The sequence below is a fragment of the Microbacterium sp. TWP3-1-2b2 genome, from assembly GCF_049896145.1.
GTDB lineage: Bacteria > Actinomycetota > Actinomycetes > Actinomycetales > Microbacteriaceae > Microbacterium.
On the sequence record NZ_JAFCTS010000001.1, the window covers coordinates 2,220,977 to 2,240,749 of the forward strand.

The window sequence follows — 19,773 nt, forward strand, 5'->3', positions numbered from 1 at the left end:
CCGGCAGAGGATCTCCGGAGTCATGCGAGCGACGCGATTCGCAACTCCTCTCCGACGATGCAGAAGGGCCCCGGAGTGTTCTCCGGGGCCCTCTGCCTCAAGGTTCTGAGGAACTGCGAACGCTGTTACGCGGTGATCTCGTCGTTGCTGGGCATGCGCCCGGTGATCTCCTCGATGATGTCGTCACCGATCCGAGCATTCTCGAACGGCGCATCGATCTCGGCACGACCCAACAGCTCTGTCATGCGACGCTGACGCTGGCGCGTGATGAGCGTGACCACGCGGCCCGCACGACCTGCACGCCCGGTGCGACCCGAGCGGTGCATGTAGGTCTTGTACTCGTCCGGCGCATCCGCCTGGATCACCAGGTCGATGTCATCGACGTGGATGCCGCGAGCGGCGACGTCGGTGGCGACCAGAACCGACACGCGACCCGAGGTCATGCGCTCGAGGTTGCGCGTCCGCTTCGCCTGGTTGAGGTCACCGTGCAGCGCAGCCGCCGGGATACCGGCGTCGTCGAACTGCTCAGCCAGCGTCTCGGCGTACGCACGGGTGCGGGCGAACACGAGAGTCTTGCCTGCACGGTCGACCATCGAGGTGAGGATCTCGGCCTTGTCGCGGTGCTCGATCACGAGCACGCGGTGATCGATCGTGCCCGAGTCCTGGTCTTCGCCGGAGACTTCGTAGACCGCAGGATCCACGAGGAACTCGTCGACGAGGGCAGCGACCTCGCGGTCGAGCGTCGCCGAGAACAGCAGCTTCTGGCTGCCTTCCCGTGTGTGGCGGAGGATGCGCTGCACCGGCTCGACGAAACCGAGCTCGCACATGTGGTCGGCCTCATCGAGCACCGCGATGCGGCAGTCGGAGAGGTCGAGCTTGCGCTGCTTGATCAGGTCCTCGATCCGGCCTGGCGTGCCGATCACGATGTCGACACCCTTCATCAGCGCGCCGACCTGGCGCCCCTGCGGGACACCACCGTAGATCTGCGTGGTGAACAGGCCGACGCTGCGGGCGATCGGCTGGATGGTGCGGTCGATCTGCAGCGCGAGCTCACGTGTCGGTGCGAGGATGATCGCACGCGGCGAACGTCCGTACTCACGACGCTTGCCTGCCTGCGACTTCAACACGCGCTCGACGAGCGGTGCGCCGAAGGCGATGGTCTTGCCGGAGCCGGTGCGGCCACGTCCGAGCACGTCACGACCTTCGAGGATCGACGGGATCGTCGCGGCCTGGATGGCGAACGGGGAAGAAGCACCGAGGTCCTTCAGCACCTCGACGATGTTCGAGCCGATGCCGAGATCGGCGAACGTCACGCCCTCGACCTCTGGCGCCGCCACAGTCTTCGCCTCGAGCCGCTCGTGCACGACGTCTTCAGTCTTCTCGAACGGTGTTGCGGACGTCTTGTTCCAGTCGTCCCGGCTCGCACGCGGCTCGCTGCGACGGTCGTCACGGCGAGGGCCTCGATCGTCCCGACGGGCGTCATCGCGGCGGGGGCGGTCGCCCTGGTACCGCGATCCGGTCGTCGAACCCGCCGAAGCGTCCCGACGCGGGCGTTCGCTGTTGACCCGAGGACGATCCTCGTAACGCGGACGGCCATCCTGCGATGCGCGGTCATCGCGACGCGGGCGGTCGTCGTTGGAGCGGGGACGCTCTGCGGCTCGGTCGTTGTTGTAGCGAGGACGCTCTGCGCCGCGCTCAGTCGGACGATCGTTGTTGTACCGAGGGCGCTCCGTGCCGCGGTCGTTGTTGAACCGCGGACGATCACCCTGGTAACGCGAACCTGTCGACGCACCGGCATCGCGACGCGGTCGGTCGTCCTGGCGCGCGCGGTCGTCGCGACGCGGACGGTCGTCGTTGTAGCGAGGACGATCGGCGCCTCGGTCGCTGTCGTAACGCGGACGGTCATTGCCGCGCTCGGTCGGACGATCGCTGTTGTACCGAGGGCGCTCCGTGCCGCGGTCGTTGTTGAACCGCGGACGGTCGCCCTGGTAACGCGAACCTGTCGACGCACCGGCATCGCGACGCGGACGGTCATCCTGGCGCGCGCGGTCATCGCGACGCGGACGGTCGCTGTCATACCGAGGACGCTCGGCGCCGCGGTCGCTGTTGAACCGCGGGCGATCGTCGTTGAAACGACGTCCATCGGTGCGGGGACGCTCGCTCTGGTGATGCGGTGTCTCACGTCGTCCGGACTCGGCGCGATTGCGGATGCCGCGTGCCTCATCCCGCCCAGCGCGCTCCTGGTCGCTCCAGCGACGCTTCGGCGCGCCTGTCTCAGCTTCAGCGGGGCGGTGTCCGCGGTGGCTCGGGCTCTTGCTGCCGGGGCGGCGGTCGAAGCCGCGGTCCGACGTCGAGGCGGACCGGGGTGACGAGGAGCGGCTCGACGAGGGGCGCTGTGCGCCGGCATCCGAACGTCCGCCCTCAGGCCGGCCCGCGTGACGGTCGTGGAACGAGGTCTTGTTCGCGCCGTAACGCGGCTCGAAGTTGCGGGCGGGCCTGCCGCCCTGGGGCTTCTTGTTCTTGGGCATGGGTGTGTCCTTCTGGGTTCTGTGCACGTAACAGCACCGCGCTGCGCGCGCGGGGAAACCCGGACATCCGTCGGCCGGGGGCCATTCATGTGATGGTTCATGCGCGTTGATCAACGCTCACCATCGGCCCCTGGGCTCACACTTCCAACAAAAAACGCCCGCGCCATGCGCGGCTGCCCGAAGCCGACTACTCCAGTTTAGCCGACGCGTCTGGGAAAGCCCTCTGGCGACGGCCCTCGTACTATGAGCACTGTGACTTCGCAATCCCCCACCGGCATCCAGATCCATCTTCAGCGCGGTGCCATAACGGCGCAGATCGCCCAGGTCGGCGCGTCGCTCCGCGGCCTCTCGGTCGGCGGCGTCGACCTCATCTCCCGCTACCCCGAGAACATCCCGACGCCGTCGTGCTCCGGTGTGGTGCTCGCGCCGTGGCCGAATCGCGTGCGTGACGGCGCCTGGAACGACGACGGCGCGACGCAGCAGCTCTCGATCAGCGAACCGAAACTGCACAATGCCAGCCATGGACTGCTGCGCTTCACCGCCTACGAGATCGAGCAGACGGATGCTTCCGCCACTCTGCGCGCGACCATCCACCCGCAGACCGGCTTCCCGTACGAGATCGAGACGGCGGTCATCTACGCCCTGACCGCCGCCGGCATCCAGGTCACGCACACGCTGACCAACCGATCGGATGCCGCTGCACCCGCCGCCCTCGGAACCCACCCGTTCGTCACGATCGGCGACGTCGATCCGCACGAGCTGGTCCTCACCGTTCCGGCCCTGACGCAGTTCGACACCGACGAGCGGATGCTGCCTACCGGCACCTCTCCTGCGCCCGCAGCAGTGCGCGAAGGAGTCCGACTCGGCGACATCACGCTCGACACCGGCTTCACCGACCTCGACCGCGATGAGGACGGCTCCGTGCGCCACACCCTCACCGCTCCCGACGGCCGACGCGTGACGCTGTGGCAGGGCGAGGGCTTCGACTACGTGCAGGTGTACACCACCACGAACTACCCGGGTCAGCCGCTCGCGGTCGCGATCGAACCCATGACCGCCCCTGCCGACGCGCTCAACAGCGGGCTCGGCATCCGCCGCCTCGCCCCAGGCGAGACGTGGAGCCTCACCTGGGGCATCGAACTCAGCTGACCCGCTGCACGACGTGCAGCTGTCCGAGCTCCTGGGTGCAACGTGTGAGCGCGACATAGAGCCCGTTCCAGCCACGAGGTTCGGCAGCGATGCCGGACGCATCCACGAGCAGTGTGGCGTCCCATTCCAGGCCCTTGGCGTCGGTGGCCGAGAGCACCGTTTCACCTGGCAGCGCGGCTCTGAGGGCAGCGAGGCGCTCTTGAGGCGCGACGATGCCGACGGTTCCGCCTGTCCAACGCGCTGACAGCTCCTCGACGAGGCGTGCCGCCTCCGCTGCGATGTCGCGCTCCTCCACCTCACGTTCCCACGGCTCGATTCCCGACGCCCGGACTGCACGAGGCGGCTCGTTCTCGCTCCCCGCATTGCGCAGAACAGGCGACGTGAGCGCCATCACTTCCCGGGGAGTGCGATAGCAGATCGTCAATCGAGCCTCGGTCCATCTGTCGCCGAACGCCGCTTCGACCGCCTGCCCCCAGGTCGTGTGCCGATGCGGCGCCTCAGCCTGATCGATGTCGCCGACAGCAGTGATCGACCGAGAAGGGCAACGACGCATCACCATCTGCCACTGCATCTCCGACAGCTCCTGCGCCTCATCGATGACGACGTGGCCGTACACCCAGTCACGCCTGGCGGCGGCGCGATCGGCGAGGAACCCGCCCTGCTCGCCGCCGGACAGAGGATCGCCCAGCAGGTCGGCGAGCGCATCGATGAGCGGGATCTCGCTGCTCGCCCATCCGACCGGTTCCCGAAGGATCGACGCGCGTTCGACGTCAGTGAGCTCCGGAACCCACCGACGCAGCAACGCGTCGTCGCCGAGCAGCCGACGAAGCTCAGCCGTCGCATCCAGGCTCGGCCACCACTGCGCGAGCACGGCAGCCACTGCGGGGTCGACCGCGATCCGATCACGCAGCCGCTCGATGTCCTCCTCTGAGAGCACTCCGTCGATGTCGGCACCGATGGCGCCGGTGGCTGACGCCCGGTCATCGGAGCGCTCCAACGCGGCATCGACACCGGCAAGGATGTCCTCCAGACCGTCCTCCATCTGCGCCAGCACCTCTTCGATGCGTTCGACAACGGCATCCGTGAGCAGGTCGTGGACCTGTTCGAAAAAGACTGCGCGAGCTGCATGGTACGAGCGCCCGGAAGTCGCGGAGGCGAGTGCGTTCTCGATCCTGTGCGCATCGAGGGCGTACTTTTCGCCCTCCCACACCAGTCGGAGATCTTTCGGACTCGGAACCAGCGACGCGGTGTACTGAGACATCGCCCGCTGCCAGAGGGCACGGCCCTTGATCTCGGCGACCGCCCTCGACTCCTCTCGCTCCACAGCGATACCCGGCACCAACGTGTCGCAGGTCGCTGACACGATCGCCGTTTCGCCGAGGGCGGGCAGCACTTGCGCGATGTAATCCAGAAAACGCATCGACGGACCGAGCACGAGTACGCCCTGGGCAGCGAGCCGGGAATGCGTGAAGAGGAGGTAGGCCACTCGATGAAGCGCCACCACCGTCTTTCCTGTTCCTGGACCTCCCTGCACCACGAGCGGCCCGTGGGCGCCCGCGCGGATCACGTCGTCCTGCTCACGCTGCAGGGTGGCCGCGGCCGCACTCATCCGGCCGGTTCGGCGTTCTCCGAGCGCGGCGAGCAGCGCACCCTCACCGACGAGATCGCTCGCGGTCGAACCATCGAGAGGCTCGTCGTCTACGCCCAGCACTGTGCGTTCGCTGGTGCGGATGTGCCGCCGCCTGGCCTGTCCCTGGGGGTCGACCGCTGTCGCGGTGTAGAAGGCACGCGCGGCCGGCGCGCGCCAGTCGATCACCAGCGGTTCGTCCTCCTCAGGGTCTGCACCGGGAATTCCGACCCGGCCCAGATGCCTCACCGAATTGTCGAGCGCGTCGAGCCGGCCGAAGATCAACCCCTGCTCGGCGTGCGTCAGTTCCGAGCGCCGCTGCGCCATCATGCGCATTCTCGCGTGATGCACGGCATCCGTCGCAGGAATCGCGAGGTCGGCATCCAGCTGCCTGAGCAGCTCATCACGGCGCGTGAACGCCTCATCGAGTGTGGTCTGTTCCTGTTCTACTGCTGTCTCGTTCGCGATCTCGTCCTGGTCGGGCAGGGTGGTTAGGTCGTTCAGGGACACTGACACTCTCTCTGCGCACTGGGTCTGAGGTCAGCGCACTCGTCGCTGAACACCGTCGGGTCGCGAAGTATTCCCGCGGTTCAGCCGTGCTGCCCGCGCAGTTCACGGCGAGTCAGCGGATGCTGTGAACCATCGACCTCAGAACCATCCGGCTCAGAGCCATCAGGTCCGGATTCATCCGGCCGGGGCGTTCGGGGATCGGCATCCGGCCCGGCCTTGCGCGCACGGCGACGTTCCTTCGCGCCTTCGACGAGGTTGTAGAGCGTCGGGAGCACGATCAGCGTGAGCACGGTGGACGAGACCAGACCGCCGATCACGACGATCGCAAGCGGCTGCGAGATGAACCCGCCGTGACCGGTGATTCCCAGCGCCATCGGCGTGAGGGCGAAGATCGTCGCGAGAGCGGTCATCAGGATCGGGCGCAGACGCTTCTCGCCACCCGCCATGACAGCGTCGCGCGTCGACAGGCCCTTCTCCCGATACTGGTTCACGAGGTCGACGAGCACGATCGCGTTCGTCACCACGATTCCGATCAGCATCAGCACGCCGATGAGGGACGCGACACCGAGCGGCACGCCGGTCACGATCTGCAGCAGGATCGCTCCGGTCGCCGCGAACGGCACCGAGACCAGCAGCAGCAGCGGCTGGCGCAGCGACTTGAAGGTCGCGACCATCACGACGTAGACGATGAGGATCGCCGCGAGCATCGCGAGTCCCAGCTGCGAGAACGAGTCCGCCTGCTGCGAGGCGACACCGCCGACCTCAGCGCTGGCACCATCAGGCAGGTCGACCGCTTCAAGGGCTGCCGTGACCGACGCCGTCGCCGTCGCGAGGTTGTCAGAAGCCGGTGGCACCGTGATCGTCGCGGTACGGCGACCCTGCTCTGTGGTGATCGAGGTCGGACCCTCTCGCTGCTCGACGAGCGCGATGTCCTGCAGCGTGATGATCCCGCGCGGGCTGGGAATGGCCAGCGCACGCAGCTCGTCGATCGTCGCAGGGGGCTCGGTCGCGGCGATGTACACCGTGAGTGCCGTGTCATCGAGTTCAACGGAGCCGACCTGCTGCGGGCGCATGGTGCTCGAGACGAGCGAGCCGACCGCGACCTCGGAGAGCCCGATGTCGGCTGCCGCCTGACGATCGACGACCACGGCGATGTACGGCAACGACGCCGCGAGGTTGTCAGTGACCGCGCCGATGCCTTCGCGACCTTCGAGCTCAGCGGTGACGGCGTCCGTCGCCTCGGCCAGCGCATCCGCGCTCGGCGCCGCGACGTTCACCTCGATGTCGCTCGAGCCGAGTCCTGCCGAGGCGTTGACGCTGATGTCCCCGACATCCTCCAAGCCGTCGACAGCATCCAGGACGTCGGCACGAAGCTGCTCCTGATCGGCATCGGATGACGTCATGATCGAGTACGTCACCCCGGCGCCGCCGGAGAACGCGTCCATGAGCGACGAGCCGCTCGAGCCGATCGAGACCTGCACGTTCTCGATCCCGTCGATGCCTTCCAGCGCATCCTCCACGACGGCTGCCGCGGCATCCTTCGTCTCCAGGCTCGCCGTCGGACCGAGGTCCTGCGTGACGGTCATCGTGTTCTGGCCGGAGTCGCTGAGGAAGTTGATCTTCATCAGCGGAGCGGCTGCGAGGGTGCCGCCGAGCACCACGACAGCGAGGATCACCGTGATCGCCGAGTGCTTCAGGGTCCATCCGAGGATCGGGCGGTACAACTTCTGCAGAGGCGTCGGAGGGGCGTCCTGATGTTCGGGGTCGATGACCTCGCCGTTCTCGTCACGCAGCTCCTTGCCAGGGCGGAGGAACCAGTACGCCAGCACCGGCACGATCGTCAGCGCCACGAGAAGGGACGCGACCATCGCGATGGTCACCGTCATCGCGAACGGCCGGAACAGCTCCCCGACCATGTCGCCGACGAACACGATCGGCAGGAACACCGCGACGGTGGTGATCGTGGATGCGGTGATGGCGGAGGCGACCTCGCGCACGGCGAGGCGGATCGCGTCGCCCTTGTCAGCATCTCCCACGTAGTGACGTTTGATGTTCTCGATCACGACGATGGAGTCGTCGACCACGCGGCCGATCGCGATCGTGAGCGCGCCGAGTGTGAGGATGTTCAGCGAGTAACCGAACGCCTGCAGGCCGACGAAGGTGATCAGCACGCTGGTCGGGATCGAGATCGCCGTGACCAGCGTCGAGCGGATCGACAGCAAGAACACGAGGATGACGATCACTGCGAACACGAGGCCGAGCAGGCCCTCCGTGGCGAGCGTCTCGATCGACTGCACGATGAAGGGCGCCTGGTCGAAGACGACCGTGAACGTCGCGTCCGGGAAGGCCTCCTGCAGCTCGTCGAGCTCGGCGAGCACACCCTCGGAAACCTCGACAGTGTTCGCCGAGGGCAGCTTGGTGATCGAGATCGAGAGCGCATCCTCGCCGTTCACGCGGGACAGCGAGGAGACCGGATCGGACTCCAGCGCCACCGTGGCGACGTCGGCGATCGTGGCCGTCGTCCCCACCAGCGGCAGGGCTGCGATGTCCTCGACCGAGGTGATCTTCGCCCCGGTCTGCACCGTCAGGGTCTGACCGTCCTGGGTGATGTCGCCGCCGGGGAAGAGGGTGCCGTTCTGCTGCAGCGCGTCGCGGATGGCCTGGCTGCTCACACCTTCTGCGGCGAGGCTCGCGTCGTCTGGCGTGATCGTGATGCGCTGGCCGATGCCGCCGATGATCTGCGCGGCATTGACACCCTCGACGTCTTCGAGATCGGGGATCGCCACATTCTCGAGATCGGCCTGGGCAGTCTCGGCGTCGTCGAACCCGGTCACGGCGACCTGGATCACCGGGAAATCGTCGATCGACACCGACAGCACCTGCGGCTCGACATCCTCCGGCAACTGAGACGAGATGCGGGTGATCGCCTGCTGCATCTTCTGCTCTGCGGTCGCGAGGTTCTCGCCGTACGCGAACGTCGCCTGGATGATCGAGGAGTTCGTCGAGCTCGTCGCGCTGGTGGATTCCAGTCCTGGAACACCCTGGATCGCCGTCTCGATCGGTGTCGAGACGTCATTCTCGACGACCTCGGGCGATGCCCCTGGGTACGACGTCATCACGATGAGCGACGGCAGTTCGAGCGAGGGGATGAGCTCCTGCTTGAGATTCGTCAGCGCCAGACCGCCGAACACGGCGGCCACGATCGTGATGAGAGCGATCAGCGCGCGGTTGCGCAGGCTGAGGATGGCGAGTTTCGACACGATGATCTCTCGGTTGTCTTTATGCGGTGGACGGCGGTGAAGAGGATGCTGGCGCTTCGGCGGTTCCGAGGATGCCTGCGAGCGCGCTCTCGATGAGGTGCTGATCGAGCGGCCGCTCGTGGATCTGCGCGTGCCAGAGTACGCCGTCGATGAAAACGACTGCCGCCCTGGCACTGGCCGAGCCGTGAACGGGAGCGAGGATTCCGACGAGCTCATCCGTCCAGTGCCGCGCGAGCTCGCGCAGCCTCGGATCGTGCACAGCCGCGGTGACGACGGCGCGATCGGCTTGGACGGCCGTGGCGTCAGCGAGTGCCGCGTGGATCAGTTCGGCGAGCAGTGCGGGGGTGGCGCCACTCTCATCGATGACCTCGCGGATGGCTCCCATCCGCTCGGCGACGTCGGCAGCGAGATGCTGGAGGGCGGCGTCGCGGAGGTCGTCGAGCGTGGCGAAGTACTGAGTCGTCGCGCCGAGTGGGACATCGGCGCGGGCGGCGACCATGCGATGCGTGATCGCGTCGACACCGACCTCGGTGATGAGCTCGGCAGCCGCCGTGACGATCGCGAGACGGCGCGACTGCGGGTCGCGCCTGCGGCGGACTGCTTCAGCCACGGCTCTCCCCTCTGGACTGCTGTACATGTACTTTTGTACATTCTCGCATTTGTGAAGATGCTGAGCGCCGAAGCCCGGCTGCAGGACGGCTCACTCGCGGTGTCGACGCGGAGGTCAGAATGCCGCGCCGGAGGCGAGGCCGGCGAGCGCCGCGAGGACCGATGCGGCGAACGTACCGCACAGGTGCAGCACGGATCGCCGTCGCTCGGAGTCCTGCCACAGTGCGATGGTGTCGAGCATCGCCGTGCTGAAGGTGGTGTAGCCGCCGAGCATCCCCGCTCCCACGATGAACAAGGCATCCGGCAGCGCCGCGGTGACGATCCCGAGAGCGAACGATCCGGTGATGTTCACGATGACGATGCCCCACGGGAACCTGCGGTCGGCCCATCGACTCACGCCGACGTCGACGGCGTATCGGAGTGCGGCGCCGATGCCGCCCGCCACGGATGCGAGCAGGAAGATCAACGGCGTCATGGTGCTTCTCGCCGCCTGCCGACCCGCATCCCCAGGATCGCCGCTGCGATACCGAGCGCCAGAGTGAGGACCGGATAGAGGACGGCGAGCAAGGGGGTGGCCGTCCAGAGCTGCACCGTGCCGACGGCGAAGGCGCTGTAGGTGGTGAAGCCGCCGAGGATGCCGGTGCCGAGGAAGACGCGCATGTCGGAGCTGCCAGGCAGACGTGCGGCGAGCACCCCGAGCAGCAGCGCTCCCGCGACATTGACCGCGAGGGTCGAGAGAGGAAAGCCCCCTGCATCCGGCACCAAGAGTGCGACAGCGAGCCTCGCGGCGGTGCCGAGCGTTCCGCCGAGCGCGACGAGGAGCAGCCGGCGGAGAGTCACGCGGCCACTCTAGCCGTGCCGCCACATGACAGTGCACCCCGTGATTGTCAAGGCTGTATGAGCTGCGCCGCGCGCGGCGTTGACTGGCGCCATGATGCCACTGTGGAAGCTCGACAAGACCGCGCCCCTCGGCTCCCCCTTCGTCCCAGGTGCACGACACGACGTGGTCGTCGTCGGCGCAGGACTCACCGGACTCTCGACTGCCGTGATGCTCGTTCGCAAGGGACTCGACGTCGCAGTGGTCGATGCCGGCGAAGTCGGCGAACTCGCGACCGGCGCGAACACCGGCAAGCTCTCCTTGCTCCAGGGACAGACGCTGGCCAAGATCCGTCGCAATCATCCGACCTCGCTCGTGAGGGCATATGTCGACGCCAATCGTGCGGGCATGCAGTGGCTGACGGATTTCGCTGACAGTGCCGGCGTCGCGTACACCAGACGCACGGACCATACGTACGCGCAGAGCCCGAGCGGTCTCGACGCGGTGCGGGCGCAGCACTTCGCCGCACGTGAGGCTGGACTCGCGACCCGGATACTGCCGCCGGCCGACCTGCCGACGACGCCGTTCCCTGTCGTGGGCGCCGTCGCGCTCGATGACCAGGTGACGATAGACCCGATGCGGGTCGCGCTGGCTCTCGCCGAAGAGCTGCTCGCGAACGGCGGAACCCTGCACACCGGCATCCGCGCCACCGGGGCGCATGCGCTGCCTCAGCCACGCGTCGATACGGCTTCCGGCACGCTGTTCGCGGAGCACGTCGTGCTCGCGACAGGAACGCCCATCATCGATCGCGGGCTCTACTTCTCGAAGACACGTGGGCTCAGGTCGTACTGCGTCTCCTTCCGCATATCAGGCGATGCACCGGAGGGGACTTTCATTTCCGTCGATGACCCGACGCGTTCCATCCGTCCTGTCACCGAGGCGGACGGGCCCGGCGGAACCGCGCAGCTCGTCGTCGGAGGAAACGGGCATCCGGTCGGACGCTCGGACGGCGAGACCGCGGCGATCGATGATCTCGTCGCCTGGACCAGACAGTACTTCCCGGATGCCGAAGAGACCCACCGGTGGTCCGCGCAGGATTACGAGTCGCACAACCTCATCCCGTTCGTCGGCGCGATGCCGCGCGGACTCGGCCGCATCCGCTTCGCCACCGGCTACGCCAAGTGGGGACTCTCGAACGCTCCGGCAGCGGCGCTGCGCCTCACCGCTGAGATCGTCGGCACCGAGCGGCACGATCGACCGCGGTGGATGAGCTTGATCGGCACGCGGCTGACCATGCCTGCCGACATCGGGCGAGGAGCGGTCGAGGGCGGCAAGGTCGCTGCCGCCGCCGTGTCCGGATGGTCGCGCGCCGAGTCCCGATCCGTGCCGGTTCCTCGTCCGGCCGAGGGCGAGGGCGTGGTGGCCAACCACGCCGCGCGTCCGGTCGCCGTATCGACGGTCGGCGGCGTCACCCGTGCCGTCTCCGCGGTGTGCACGCATCTGGGAGGCGTGCTCGACTGGAACGACGCGGAGTGCTCGTGGGACTGCCCGTTGCACGCCTCCCGCTTCGCGCCCGACGGCACGCGTATCGAGGGTCCCGCGCTTCGCGATCTGCCGAGCCTCCCCCGCTCCGACGGGAGCGACCCTCAGCCCTGATCGACCGCGCCGTCCCAGCCCTGCTGCGGTGACTCGCAGTTCTCGCGATAGACGTACTGCGACGGGAGCTTGCGCTGACTGCTCGACCAATCGATCGCCGGGCGCCGCTGGTCCGGCGGCAGGTAGCCGAGCCGGTACACGGCCATCAACTCCAGGTCATCAGGAACACGCAGAAGCCGGACGATCTCGTCCCAGCGGCCAGGAACCTCCATCGGGAACGAGATGAACTGGATGCCCATGCCGAGTTCGACTGTGGTGAGCCAGACGTTCTCCATCGCCGCGCCCATGCTGAAGACCGAATAGAACGAAGACAGCTGTCCGGGGCGGTACTCGCTGCGATCGAGCATCACACCCAGCAGCAGCGGAGATCCGGCTACGAGCTTCCGGTTGTCGGCGCCCAGCGTCTTCGGCACACCGAACGCGTTCATGAGGGTCTGCCCTCGTTTCGTGAACACCTGACCTGTGAAGGGCCGAAGCGCGGCGGGAAGCCGATCGAACAGCATCCCGCTGCGCGTCGAGTCCATCTCGGCCTGACTGAAGCGGAAGTACGGCTTGTACCTTTCGAAGAAGGTGCCGTTCGACATCGCCTCCGTCATGCTCTCACCGGAGATGCGCGCGATCTCATCGATCGTGTCGCGGCTCTCGATGACGACGAATCGCCAGGGCTGGCTGTTCAACTGCGATGGTGCGCGGCCCGCCGCCTCAAGGAGCAGTCGCTGATGCTCCTCGGAGACGGGGTCGGGCAGGAATGCACCGTTCGTGGTCTTGCGGCGGCGAATGGCGTCGAGCAGTTCCATACGATCACTTCCGGTCGGCGGGTCGGAGCGCGATGAGGCTCGCGGCGAAGAACGGGGCAGCAGCGAGAGCGATGAGCGGATGCCGACGACTGTGCGTCGGCACGTAGGCGATGGCGGCGAGCGGCACCACGGCCGGCGCGAGCGCCGATGTCGCCCGCCGAGTCGCGTGGTGGGGCCCACGCCACCACCGCGAGCTGAGCGCAGCGGCGACTGCAGCGCACGTCGTGATGTAGAGCGCGTGATGCAGCCAGCGGAAACCGCTGGTGTCGACGAGTCGCAATGCGACAGTCACGCCCAGTGCGCAGTTGGCCGCGTAGCTCAGCGCAGCGGCCTGGAACAGTGGGGACGCGTTCGCGCGCTCGGGGTTCGGGGCTGTTCCGCGGCGGCGCATGCATCGACCCTACGCCCGCCCTCCCCGCATACGACGGGTAGCCCAGGGCAGTGTCGCGCAGCATCCGTTCCGGGCCGCGTCCTGTTCGAGAGGAGAAAGCACGAACGGGAGGAGAGAACACGGACGAGTCTCCTCCCGAACGTGTGATCTCCTCCCGAACGCGTTGACTAGAGGTTCGCCTCGGCGTAGATGCGGAGCGCATCGCGGACGAATTCCGCTCCGCGCGTGCCGCCATCGGCCGTCGCGTAGTTGGCGCCGAACCGCGGGTCTGCGACATACATCTCACCGAGTCCGATCACGTAGCCCTTGATGTCGGCACCCTGGGCGGATGCCGGGGTGCCGGGCACGCCGGTCAGCCACTCGACGTGGCGCTCAGCGATCGCCTGCGCCTCGTCGGATGCCGGATCGACACCGCTCTCCGCGGCCGCGACCCAGTCACGACCGAGGTCGGCAACGAGCTGCTGCCATTCGGCGCGCTCGGACTCCGAAAGCCCCCGCCACCAGCGGTCGCCGTCGGCGTAGGCCTTCTTGCCCCACCGGTCCTCGACCTCCTCCTTGTACTGGGTGTGGTCGAAGCCGTCGAACATGTTCTCCGCCATGAGAGATCCTCCTTCTTTCAATGTGTTGATGGTGTTCTCGACCGACACGATCTGCCGTGCCAGCCTGTTCTGCTCCTCGCGCAGGTATGCGAGGTGCGTCTCGAGAGCGGTCGCGTCGGCCACCGCGCCCGCCGAAGTGTCGATCGCTTCTGCGATCTGCGGCAGTCCGAGTCCGAGCTCGCGCAGCAGCAGGATTCTCTGCAGCCGCACGAGCGCCGTCTGGTCGTAGTGCCGATAGCCGTTGTGCGCGATGCGCGTCGGCTTGAGCAGGTCGATGTCGTCGTAGTGGCGCAGCGTTCTGCTCGTGGTGCCGACGCGACGTGCGATCTCCTGGATCGACCAGTCACGTGTGTCCACGGCATCCTCCTCTCGTGTTGATATGACCACCATAAAAGTTGACGTTGCGTCAATGTCAAACAGTTTTCTTGACAAACTCGCGATATATCGTGTTAGTGTCTTGACACGCGATATATCGCGACTAATCAACCTCAGGAGAGAACATGACCGAGAAGTGGCTCATCGCCCCCGGCGAGGAACGCGTCATCGACATCGCCCAGGCGACCCGACTCAAGGTCGGCCTCGTCGGCGGACAGGTCGACGTCATCGCCCACGACGAACCCGGCATCCGCATCGAGGTGCACGGCGTCACGACCAAAGACCTGCGGATCGAATCCGACGGCAACGAGATCGAGATCGACCATGCGCAGCTGGGCTGGGACAACTTCCTCGAGGTGTTCCGCAACTTCGGCCCCGGCGGCCCCCGTGCCGAGGTCAGCGTGGCAGTTCCCCGCCGCATCGCACTCACGCTCGGCGTGGTCAGCGCAGGCGCCCTCATCTCGGGCCTCACCAACGACGCCCGGCTGAACACCGTGTCCGGCGACCTCATCGTCGACACGCACACGGGCGATCTGACCGTGAACTCGGTCTCCGGTGACGTGCAGGTGCGCGGTCTCACCGGCTCGGCCAACGCGAACAGCGTGTCCGGCGACGTCGCGATCACCGGTTCGGTGCGCAAGGCGACGGTCGACACCGTCTCCGGCGCGATCCTGGTGGATGCCGCTGGCGCTGTGAACACCATCAACCTGAACACCGTCGCCGGCAACAGCACGATCCGTCTCGAGGAGACGCTGCCAGCGAACTACGTGGCGCGCTCGATGAGCGGTCGCATGCTGATCGACGGCATCGACCGTGGGAACACCGGCCCGACCAACTACACGGGCTCGACCGGTGAGCTCGCCGGCTCGTTCGTCGATGTGCGCACCAACTCGGTCTCCGGCGACATCACCGTGCTGCGCCAGCCGCTGCTGACCGTCGCCGACGATGAGGAGTGGGACTCATGACCCCCGCCGTCTTCTCGCACGGCGACCTGCGTCTGTACCTGCTCTCCCTGCTGGATGAGGCTCCGCAGCACGGCTACGGAATCATCCAGGCGCTCACTGACCGCACCGGCGGCACCTACACCCCGAGTGCTGGCACGATCTACCCCCGACTCGCGAAGCTCGAAGAGGAGGGACTGGTCTCCAAGACCGTCGACGGTCGCACCACGATCTACTCGATCACGGATGCCGGTCGCGCCGAGCTGGCAGGTCGCGAGGGCGACCTCGCCGGCATCGAGTCCGATCTCGCCGACTCCGTGCGACTGATCGCGAACGAGGTGCGCCAGAGCGTGCAGGACGCCATGAAGAGCCTGCGTGCCGACCTGGCCGCTGCGGCCAACGATGAGCGGACGGCCGCCAAGAGTCGCCCTCGTTCGACGGCGTCCCCGATGCCCGATGAGCGGGTGGCGAGCCGCGAAGCGCTGCATCGCGCAGATGCGTCGATCAACGCGTTCCGCGCGCGGGTGCGCACCGATCTTCGCACTCACGTGGCGCGAGGCGGCGCGCTGCCGACCTCAGTCGTCACCGACCTGGAGGCCTCGCTGGATGCCGCGGCCCGCGCCATCACGCAGGCACTGACCCCACCCACCCACTGATCTCCCCGCCGAGACCCCGCCGTATTGTCGAGACCCCGTCGTATTCACGTCGATTCGACGGGGTCTCGGTAAGAAGACGGGGTCTCGGCGAAAAATACCGCGAAGGAGTAGGGAGAGGGCGCCGGCTACTCGGTCCAGATCTCGGCCTGGTCGTCCGGCACCGACTCCTCGAGCGGCACGACGAGAACCGAACGGTGCTGCCGGTGAGCGAGGCGCGCGGCGACCGATCCCGTGAAGAACTCGCGGATCGACTCGCCGAGACCGCGCTTGCGCGTGCCGACCACGATCAGCTGTGCGTCGAGCTTGTTCGCAAGCTGCTTGATCGCGAGCGCCGGGTCGCCGACGAGCTGGCGTGCGGTCCAGGTGAGCGCTTTGCCTTCGAGTTCGGCAGCCGCAGCAGCCTGGACCTCTTCGAACTCGGCAGCTCCGGCCTCGATATTGAGATCGATCGGCGCCGAGTGCACGTAGCCATCGGGATCTTCGTAAGTGACGAACCGAGTGACGTCCACATGGGCGACAACGAGGGGCGAACCGAGGAGGTTCGCATATCGCGCAGCCTCCTGCAGTACGCGGACGGCCTGACCAGGCTGCATGCCGACGATCACGGCCTTCTGCAGCGCGGCGTTCTGGGCCGTTTCGTCGGACGGGGAGGAGCTTGCATCTGTCATGTGGATCGTTCCCTTCACCTGCCGGCGAGAGCCAGTGCACCTGGCCCTCGTGCTATCCTGAATGCTACTCTTACCGGCCGCACGCCGGTGTCGTGAATGCCTCGGGCACCTGATTGTCCGACAGCTTAAATCGTTAGGGGGTCTCGCGCATGGGCCGTGGCCGTCAAAAGGCGAAGCACACCAAGATCGCTCGCGAACTAAAGTCCTTCAGTCCTTCCGTGAACTACTCCGCGCTCGAGCGGGAGCTTGCTCATCCGACGGATGAAGACGCCTACGTGGACAAGTGGGCGGACGACTACGCGGACGAAGACGAAGACGAACTAGAAAAGGCCTGACCGCCTGATCTGACAACCCCCGTACACAGTGCGGGGGTTTCGTCGTGCCTCGACATCGCCGTGTCGGACGCCGAGAATCTCACCAGCGACCGTGCCTGCGCTCCCACTCGGCCTCGATCGTCTGCCGTCGACCGGCGATCACACCGAACGGGATGGCGATCACGAGGACCGCGCCGATCACCAGCAGCGGCACCAACCAGTCGCCCGTCTGATCGTGCACGATACCGAGCAGGATGGGGAACGCAGCCGCACCGATGTAACCGGCGCTCTGCACGAAGCTGCTGAGGGCTACTGCTGTCTCGGGTGTGCGTGCACGGACGCTGATCAGCACCAGTGCCAGGGGGAACAGCACGCCGACGACGCCGAACAGCGCGACCCAGAGCCCCACGAGGGCGGTCGACGGCAGCAGGATGAGCCCCGCGAGGCCCACGATGCCGCACGCGACGGCGACGATGAACAGCGGTCTGGTCGCCTGGAACCTCACGACCAGCAGCGGGACGAGCAGTGACGCCGGCAGCCCCATGAAGGCGAACAGCGAGAGCAGCAGTCCTGCCACGGATGCGGAGACCCCGACCCGATCGACGAGGATCGTCGGCAGCCAGGCGAAGGAGACGTAGGCCATCGTCGACGACGTCCCGAAGACGACCGCGATCGACCAGGCCAGTGGCAGGCGGACCAGCCGTGCGAACACCCTGGAGTTCGCCGGCGCGACCGCGATCGGTCCTGTGACCAGAGTCACCGGTTCTGATGCCTCGGCGTCAGAACGTGCCGCGTCGCGAACCGGACGATCGTCTCGCGCAGTAGGGACGGGCACACCGTCGGTGCGCCCGCGCAGCAGCATGAGCACCCACGGGATGCTGCCGGCGAGCGCGAACACGCCCCACATGGCCAAGGACACTCGCCACCCGGCAGCATCCGCCACCGGCACCGCCACCAGTGGCGGGATGAACGTCGACAGCGCCATCGCCGTCGTGTACAGCGTCATCATCAATCCGAGGCGGTCGGGGAAGTGCTTCTTGACCAGCGGCGGAAGCAGGATGTTCCCCATCCCCACACCCGCGAAGATCAATGCTGTGGACAGCAGCAGCGTGACGGCATCCACCGAGAACCCGCGCAGCACGAGGCCGGCGGCGATCGCGATCAGCGCGATCACCGTCACCCGCTCCAGACCCAATCGGCGTTCGAAGAGCGGGGTCAGCAGTCCGAAGATCGCGAAGCACACCGGCGGCGCGGTGCCGATCAGACCGACGACCGCAGAGGAGAGCGGGAAGTCCGCAGCGACATGATCGAAGAGTGGTGACAGAGACGCTACGGCGGAGCGCAACGAGAAGGCGCACAGCAGGATGCCGAGCACCGCGAGCGCCCGACCCTGCCAGAGCGGGCGCGACTTCGTCACGACGACTGTGAGCTCTCGACCCAGGCGAGGTACTCCTCGGTGACAGTACCGGTGACGTAGCGGCCATCGAAGCAGCTCATGTCGAGATCGGTGACCTCTGAGCCCTCGATGATCGCCGCTTTGAGGTCTTCGACCTCCTGGTACACCAGGTGATCGGCGCCGAGCTCAGCGGCGATCTCCGGAATGGTGCGGTCGTGGGCGATCAGCTCGTGCTTGGAGGGCATGTTGATGCCGTACACGTGCGGGTACCGCACCGGTGGTGCAGCAGAGGCGAACGTGACGGAGAGCGCTCCGGCATCCCGCGCCATCTGGATGATCTGCTTGCTCGTCGTTCCCCGCACGATCGAGTCGTCGATCAGCAGCACGTTCTTGCCTTTGAACTCGGTGGACATCGCGTTGAGCTTCTGACGCACGCTCTTCTTGCGAACCGCCTGCCCCGGCATGATGAAGGTGCGACCGACGTAGCGGTTCTTGTAGAAGCCTTCGCGGTACTCGATACCGAGCTTGCGGGCGACCTCCATCGCCGACGGACGAGCGGAGTCGGGGATCGGCATGACCACATCGATCTTCTCGCGCGGCACATGCTTGGCGATCGTGTCAGCGAGGCGCTCCCCCATCCGCAGACGCGACTCGTACACGGCGATGCCGTTCATCGTCGAGTCGGGGCGTGCGAGATACACGTACTCGAATGCGCATGGTGCGAGCGTGGGGTTCTCCGCGCACTGCCGGCTGAACAACTCACCCTGGTCGGTGATGAAGACCGCCTCGCCCGGTGCGACCTCGCGGACGACCTCGTAGTCGCCGTTCTCGAGCACCAGGGATTCGCTGGTGACGACCCATTCGTCATGCTCCGCACCGTCGCGGCGCCCGAGGATCAGCGGACGGATGCCGAAAGGATCGCGGAATGCGAGCAGCCCGTAGCCCGAGATCACGGCGATGACGGCGTACGCCCCCTCGATCCGCGCGTGCGTGCGTCCGACGGCCTCGAAGATCCGCTCGGGGTCGAGGTCGACGTCGCTGGTCGTCGCCTGCAGTTCGCCCGCCAGAACGTTCAGCAGCAGCTCGGTGTCGCTCGACGAGTTCAGATGACGGCGGTCGCGCTTGGCCATGTCGGCGGTGAGCTCACGCGTGTTGGTGAGGTTGCCGTTGTGGATGAGGACGATGCCGTACGGCGCGTTCACATAGAACGGCTGCGCCTCCTCCTCGCTGGATGCGGTGCCCTTGGTCGCGTAGCGAACATGGCCGAGGCCGACGTTGCCGAGAAGGGACCGCATGTCGCGGGTGCGGAATGCCTCACGAACCATGCCTTCGGCCTTGATCGTGTGCATGACGCCGTTGGGCTCTGCCGTCGAGATGCCGGTGGCATCCTGCCCGCGGTGCTGCAGCAGGAGAAGCGCATCGTAGATGTCCTGATTGACCGGGCCGCCAGCGACCACTCCGACGATTCCGCACATGGGGT

17 protein-coding genes are annotated in these 19,773 nt (G+C 66.8%); 5 read left to right on the top strand and 12 right to left on the bottom strand.

The features are described from left to right. Positions 1-125: 125 nt before the first annotated feature. Complete coding sequence (locus tag ACP7AR_RS10945; protein WP_426185610.1) at positions 126-2,528, bottom strand: DEAD/DEAH box helicase; 2,403 nt, start codon at positions 2,526-2,528, stop codon at positions 126-128. A 243-nt stretch (positions 2,529-2,771) separates the two neighbouring features. Between ACP7AR_RS10945 and ACP7AR_RS10950 the strand changes: the two genes are divergently transcribed. Continuing rightward, entirely contained in the window at positions 2,772-3,677 is a 906-nt protein-coding gene (locus tag ACP7AR_RS10950; RefSeq protein ID WP_426185612.1) for an aldose 1-epimerase family protein, read from the top strand. On the opposite strand, the gene ACP7AR_RS10955 is transcribed toward ACP7AR_RS10950, so the two are convergent. The 5 genes from ACP7AR_RS10955 to ACP7AR_RS10975 form a co-directional block, all read right to left on the bottom strand. Then, positions 3,670-5,814: a HelD family protein gene (locus tag ACP7AR_RS10955; RefSeq protein WP_426185614.1), complete on the bottom strand. Its 2,145-nt coding sequence runs from the start codon at positions 5,812-5,814 to the stop codon at positions 3,670-3,672. The two genes, ACP7AR_RS10950 and ACP7AR_RS10955, sit on opposite strands and share 8 nt — an antisense overlap. 80 nt (positions 5,815-5,894) lie before the next feature. After that, complete coding sequence (locus ACP7AR_RS10960; protein WP_426185616.1) at positions 5,895-9,074, bottom strand: efflux RND transporter permease subunit; 3,180 nt, start codon at positions 9,072-9,074, stop codon at positions 5,895-5,897. Between the two features lie 19 nt (positions 9,075-9,093). Next, a complete protein-coding gene (locus ACP7AR_RS10965; protein WP_426185618.1) occupies positions 9,094-9,684 on the bottom strand; it encodes a TetR/AcrR family transcriptional regulator in 591 nt (196 codons plus the stop codon). 114 nt (positions 9,685-9,798) lie between these two features. Next, the gene (locus ACP7AR_RS10970; RefSeq protein WP_426185620.1) at positions 9,799-10,158 is read right to left on the bottom strand and encodes a fluoride efflux transporter FluC; all 360 of its coding nucleotides are present in this window, start codon (positions 10,156-10,158) and stop codon (positions 9,799-9,801) included. Further along, positions 10,155-10,523 (bottom strand): fluoride efflux transporter FluC, encoded by a 369-nt coding sequence (locus tag ACP7AR_RS10975; RefSeq protein WP_426185622.1) that lies wholly within the window; start codon positions 10,521-10,523, stop codon positions 10,155-10,157. The genes ACP7AR_RS10970 and ACP7AR_RS10975 overlap by 4 nt, the downstream gene beginning before the upstream one ends. Positions 10,524-10,614: 91 nt before the next feature. On the opposite strand from ACP7AR_RS10975, the gene ACP7AR_RS10980 reads away from it, so the two are divergent. Next, entirely contained in the window at positions 10,615-12,156 is a 1,542-nt protein-coding gene (locus ACP7AR_RS10980) for an FAD-dependent oxidoreductase (protein ID WP_426185624.1), read from the top strand. Here ACP7AR_RS10980 and ACP7AR_RS10985 read toward each other — a convergent pair. The 3 genes from ACP7AR_RS10985 to ACP7AR_RS10995 all read right to left on the bottom strand — a co-directional run bounded on the left by ACP7AR_RS10985 (position 12,147) and on the right by ACP7AR_RS10995 (position 14,333). Then, positions 12,147-12,953, bottom strand: a complete 807-nt coding sequence (locus ACP7AR_RS10985) for a nitroreductase family protein (protein WP_426185626.1) — start codon at positions 12,951-12,953, stop codon at positions 12,147-12,149. The two genes, ACP7AR_RS10980 and ACP7AR_RS10985, sit on opposite strands and share 10 nt — an antisense overlap. 4 nt (positions 12,954-12,957) lie before the next feature. Next, entirely contained in the window at positions 12,958-13,344 is a 387-nt protein-coding gene (locus tag ACP7AR_RS10990; protein ID WP_426185628.1) for a hypothetical protein, read from the bottom strand. 167 nt (positions 13,345-13,511) lie between these two features. Then, positions 13,512-14,333 (bottom strand): MerR family transcriptional regulator, encoded by an 822-nt coding sequence (locus tag ACP7AR_RS10995; RefSeq protein ID WP_426185630.1) that lies wholly within the window; start codon positions 14,331-14,333, stop codon positions 13,512-13,514. Between the two features lie 110 nt (positions 14,334-14,443). Between ACP7AR_RS10995 and ACP7AR_RS11000 the strand changes: the two genes are divergently transcribed. Together ACP7AR_RS11000 and ACP7AR_RS11005 are read left to right on the top strand one after the other, a co-directional pair. Continuing rightward, positions 14,444-15,283 carry a DUF4097 family beta strand repeat-containing protein gene (locus ACP7AR_RS11000; protein ID WP_426185632.1) on the top strand — a complete coding sequence of 280 codons (840 nt, stop codon included), beginning with the start codon at positions 14,444-14,446 and terminating at the stop codon, positions 15,281-15,283. Beyond that, on the top strand, positions 15,280-15,915 hold the full coding sequence (locus ACP7AR_RS11005; RefSeq protein WP_426185634.1) for a PadR family transcriptional regulator: 636 nt from the start codon (positions 15,280-15,282) through the stop codon (positions 15,913-15,915). The genes ACP7AR_RS11000 and ACP7AR_RS11005 overlap by 4 nt, the downstream gene beginning before the upstream one ends. 125 nt (positions 15,916-16,040) lie before the next feature. Here ACP7AR_RS11005 and ACP7AR_RS11010 read toward each other — a convergent pair whose 3' ends face one another. Next, entirely contained in the window at positions 16,041-16,583 is a 543-nt protein-coding gene (locus ACP7AR_RS11010) for a universal stress protein (RefSeq protein WP_426185636.1), read from the bottom strand. A gap of 149 nt (positions 16,584-16,732) precedes the next feature. Between ACP7AR_RS11010 and ACP7AR_RS11015 the strand changes: the two genes are divergently transcribed. Then, a complete protein-coding gene (locus ACP7AR_RS11015; RefSeq protein WP_188438153.1) occupies positions 16,733-16,918 on the top strand; it encodes a DUF3073 domain-containing protein in 186 nt (61 codons plus the stop codon). Between the two features lie 79 nt (positions 16,919-16,997). Here the strand turns inward: ACP7AR_RS11015 and ACP7AR_RS11020 are convergent, their stop codons facing one another. Next, on the bottom strand, positions 16,998-18,314 hold the full coding sequence (locus ACP7AR_RS11020; RefSeq protein ID WP_426185638.1) for an MFS transporter: 1,317 nt from the start codon (positions 18,312-18,314) through the stop codon (positions 16,998-17,000). Beyond that, positions 18,311-19,768: an amidophosphoribosyltransferase gene (gene purF / locus ACP7AR_RS11025; protein WP_426185640.1), complete on the bottom strand. Its 1,458-nt coding sequence runs from the start codon at positions 19,766-19,768 to the stop codon at positions 18,311-18,313. The genes ACP7AR_RS11020 and purF overlap by 4 nt, the downstream gene beginning before the upstream one ends. Positions 19,769-19,773 lie beyond the last annotated feature (5 nt).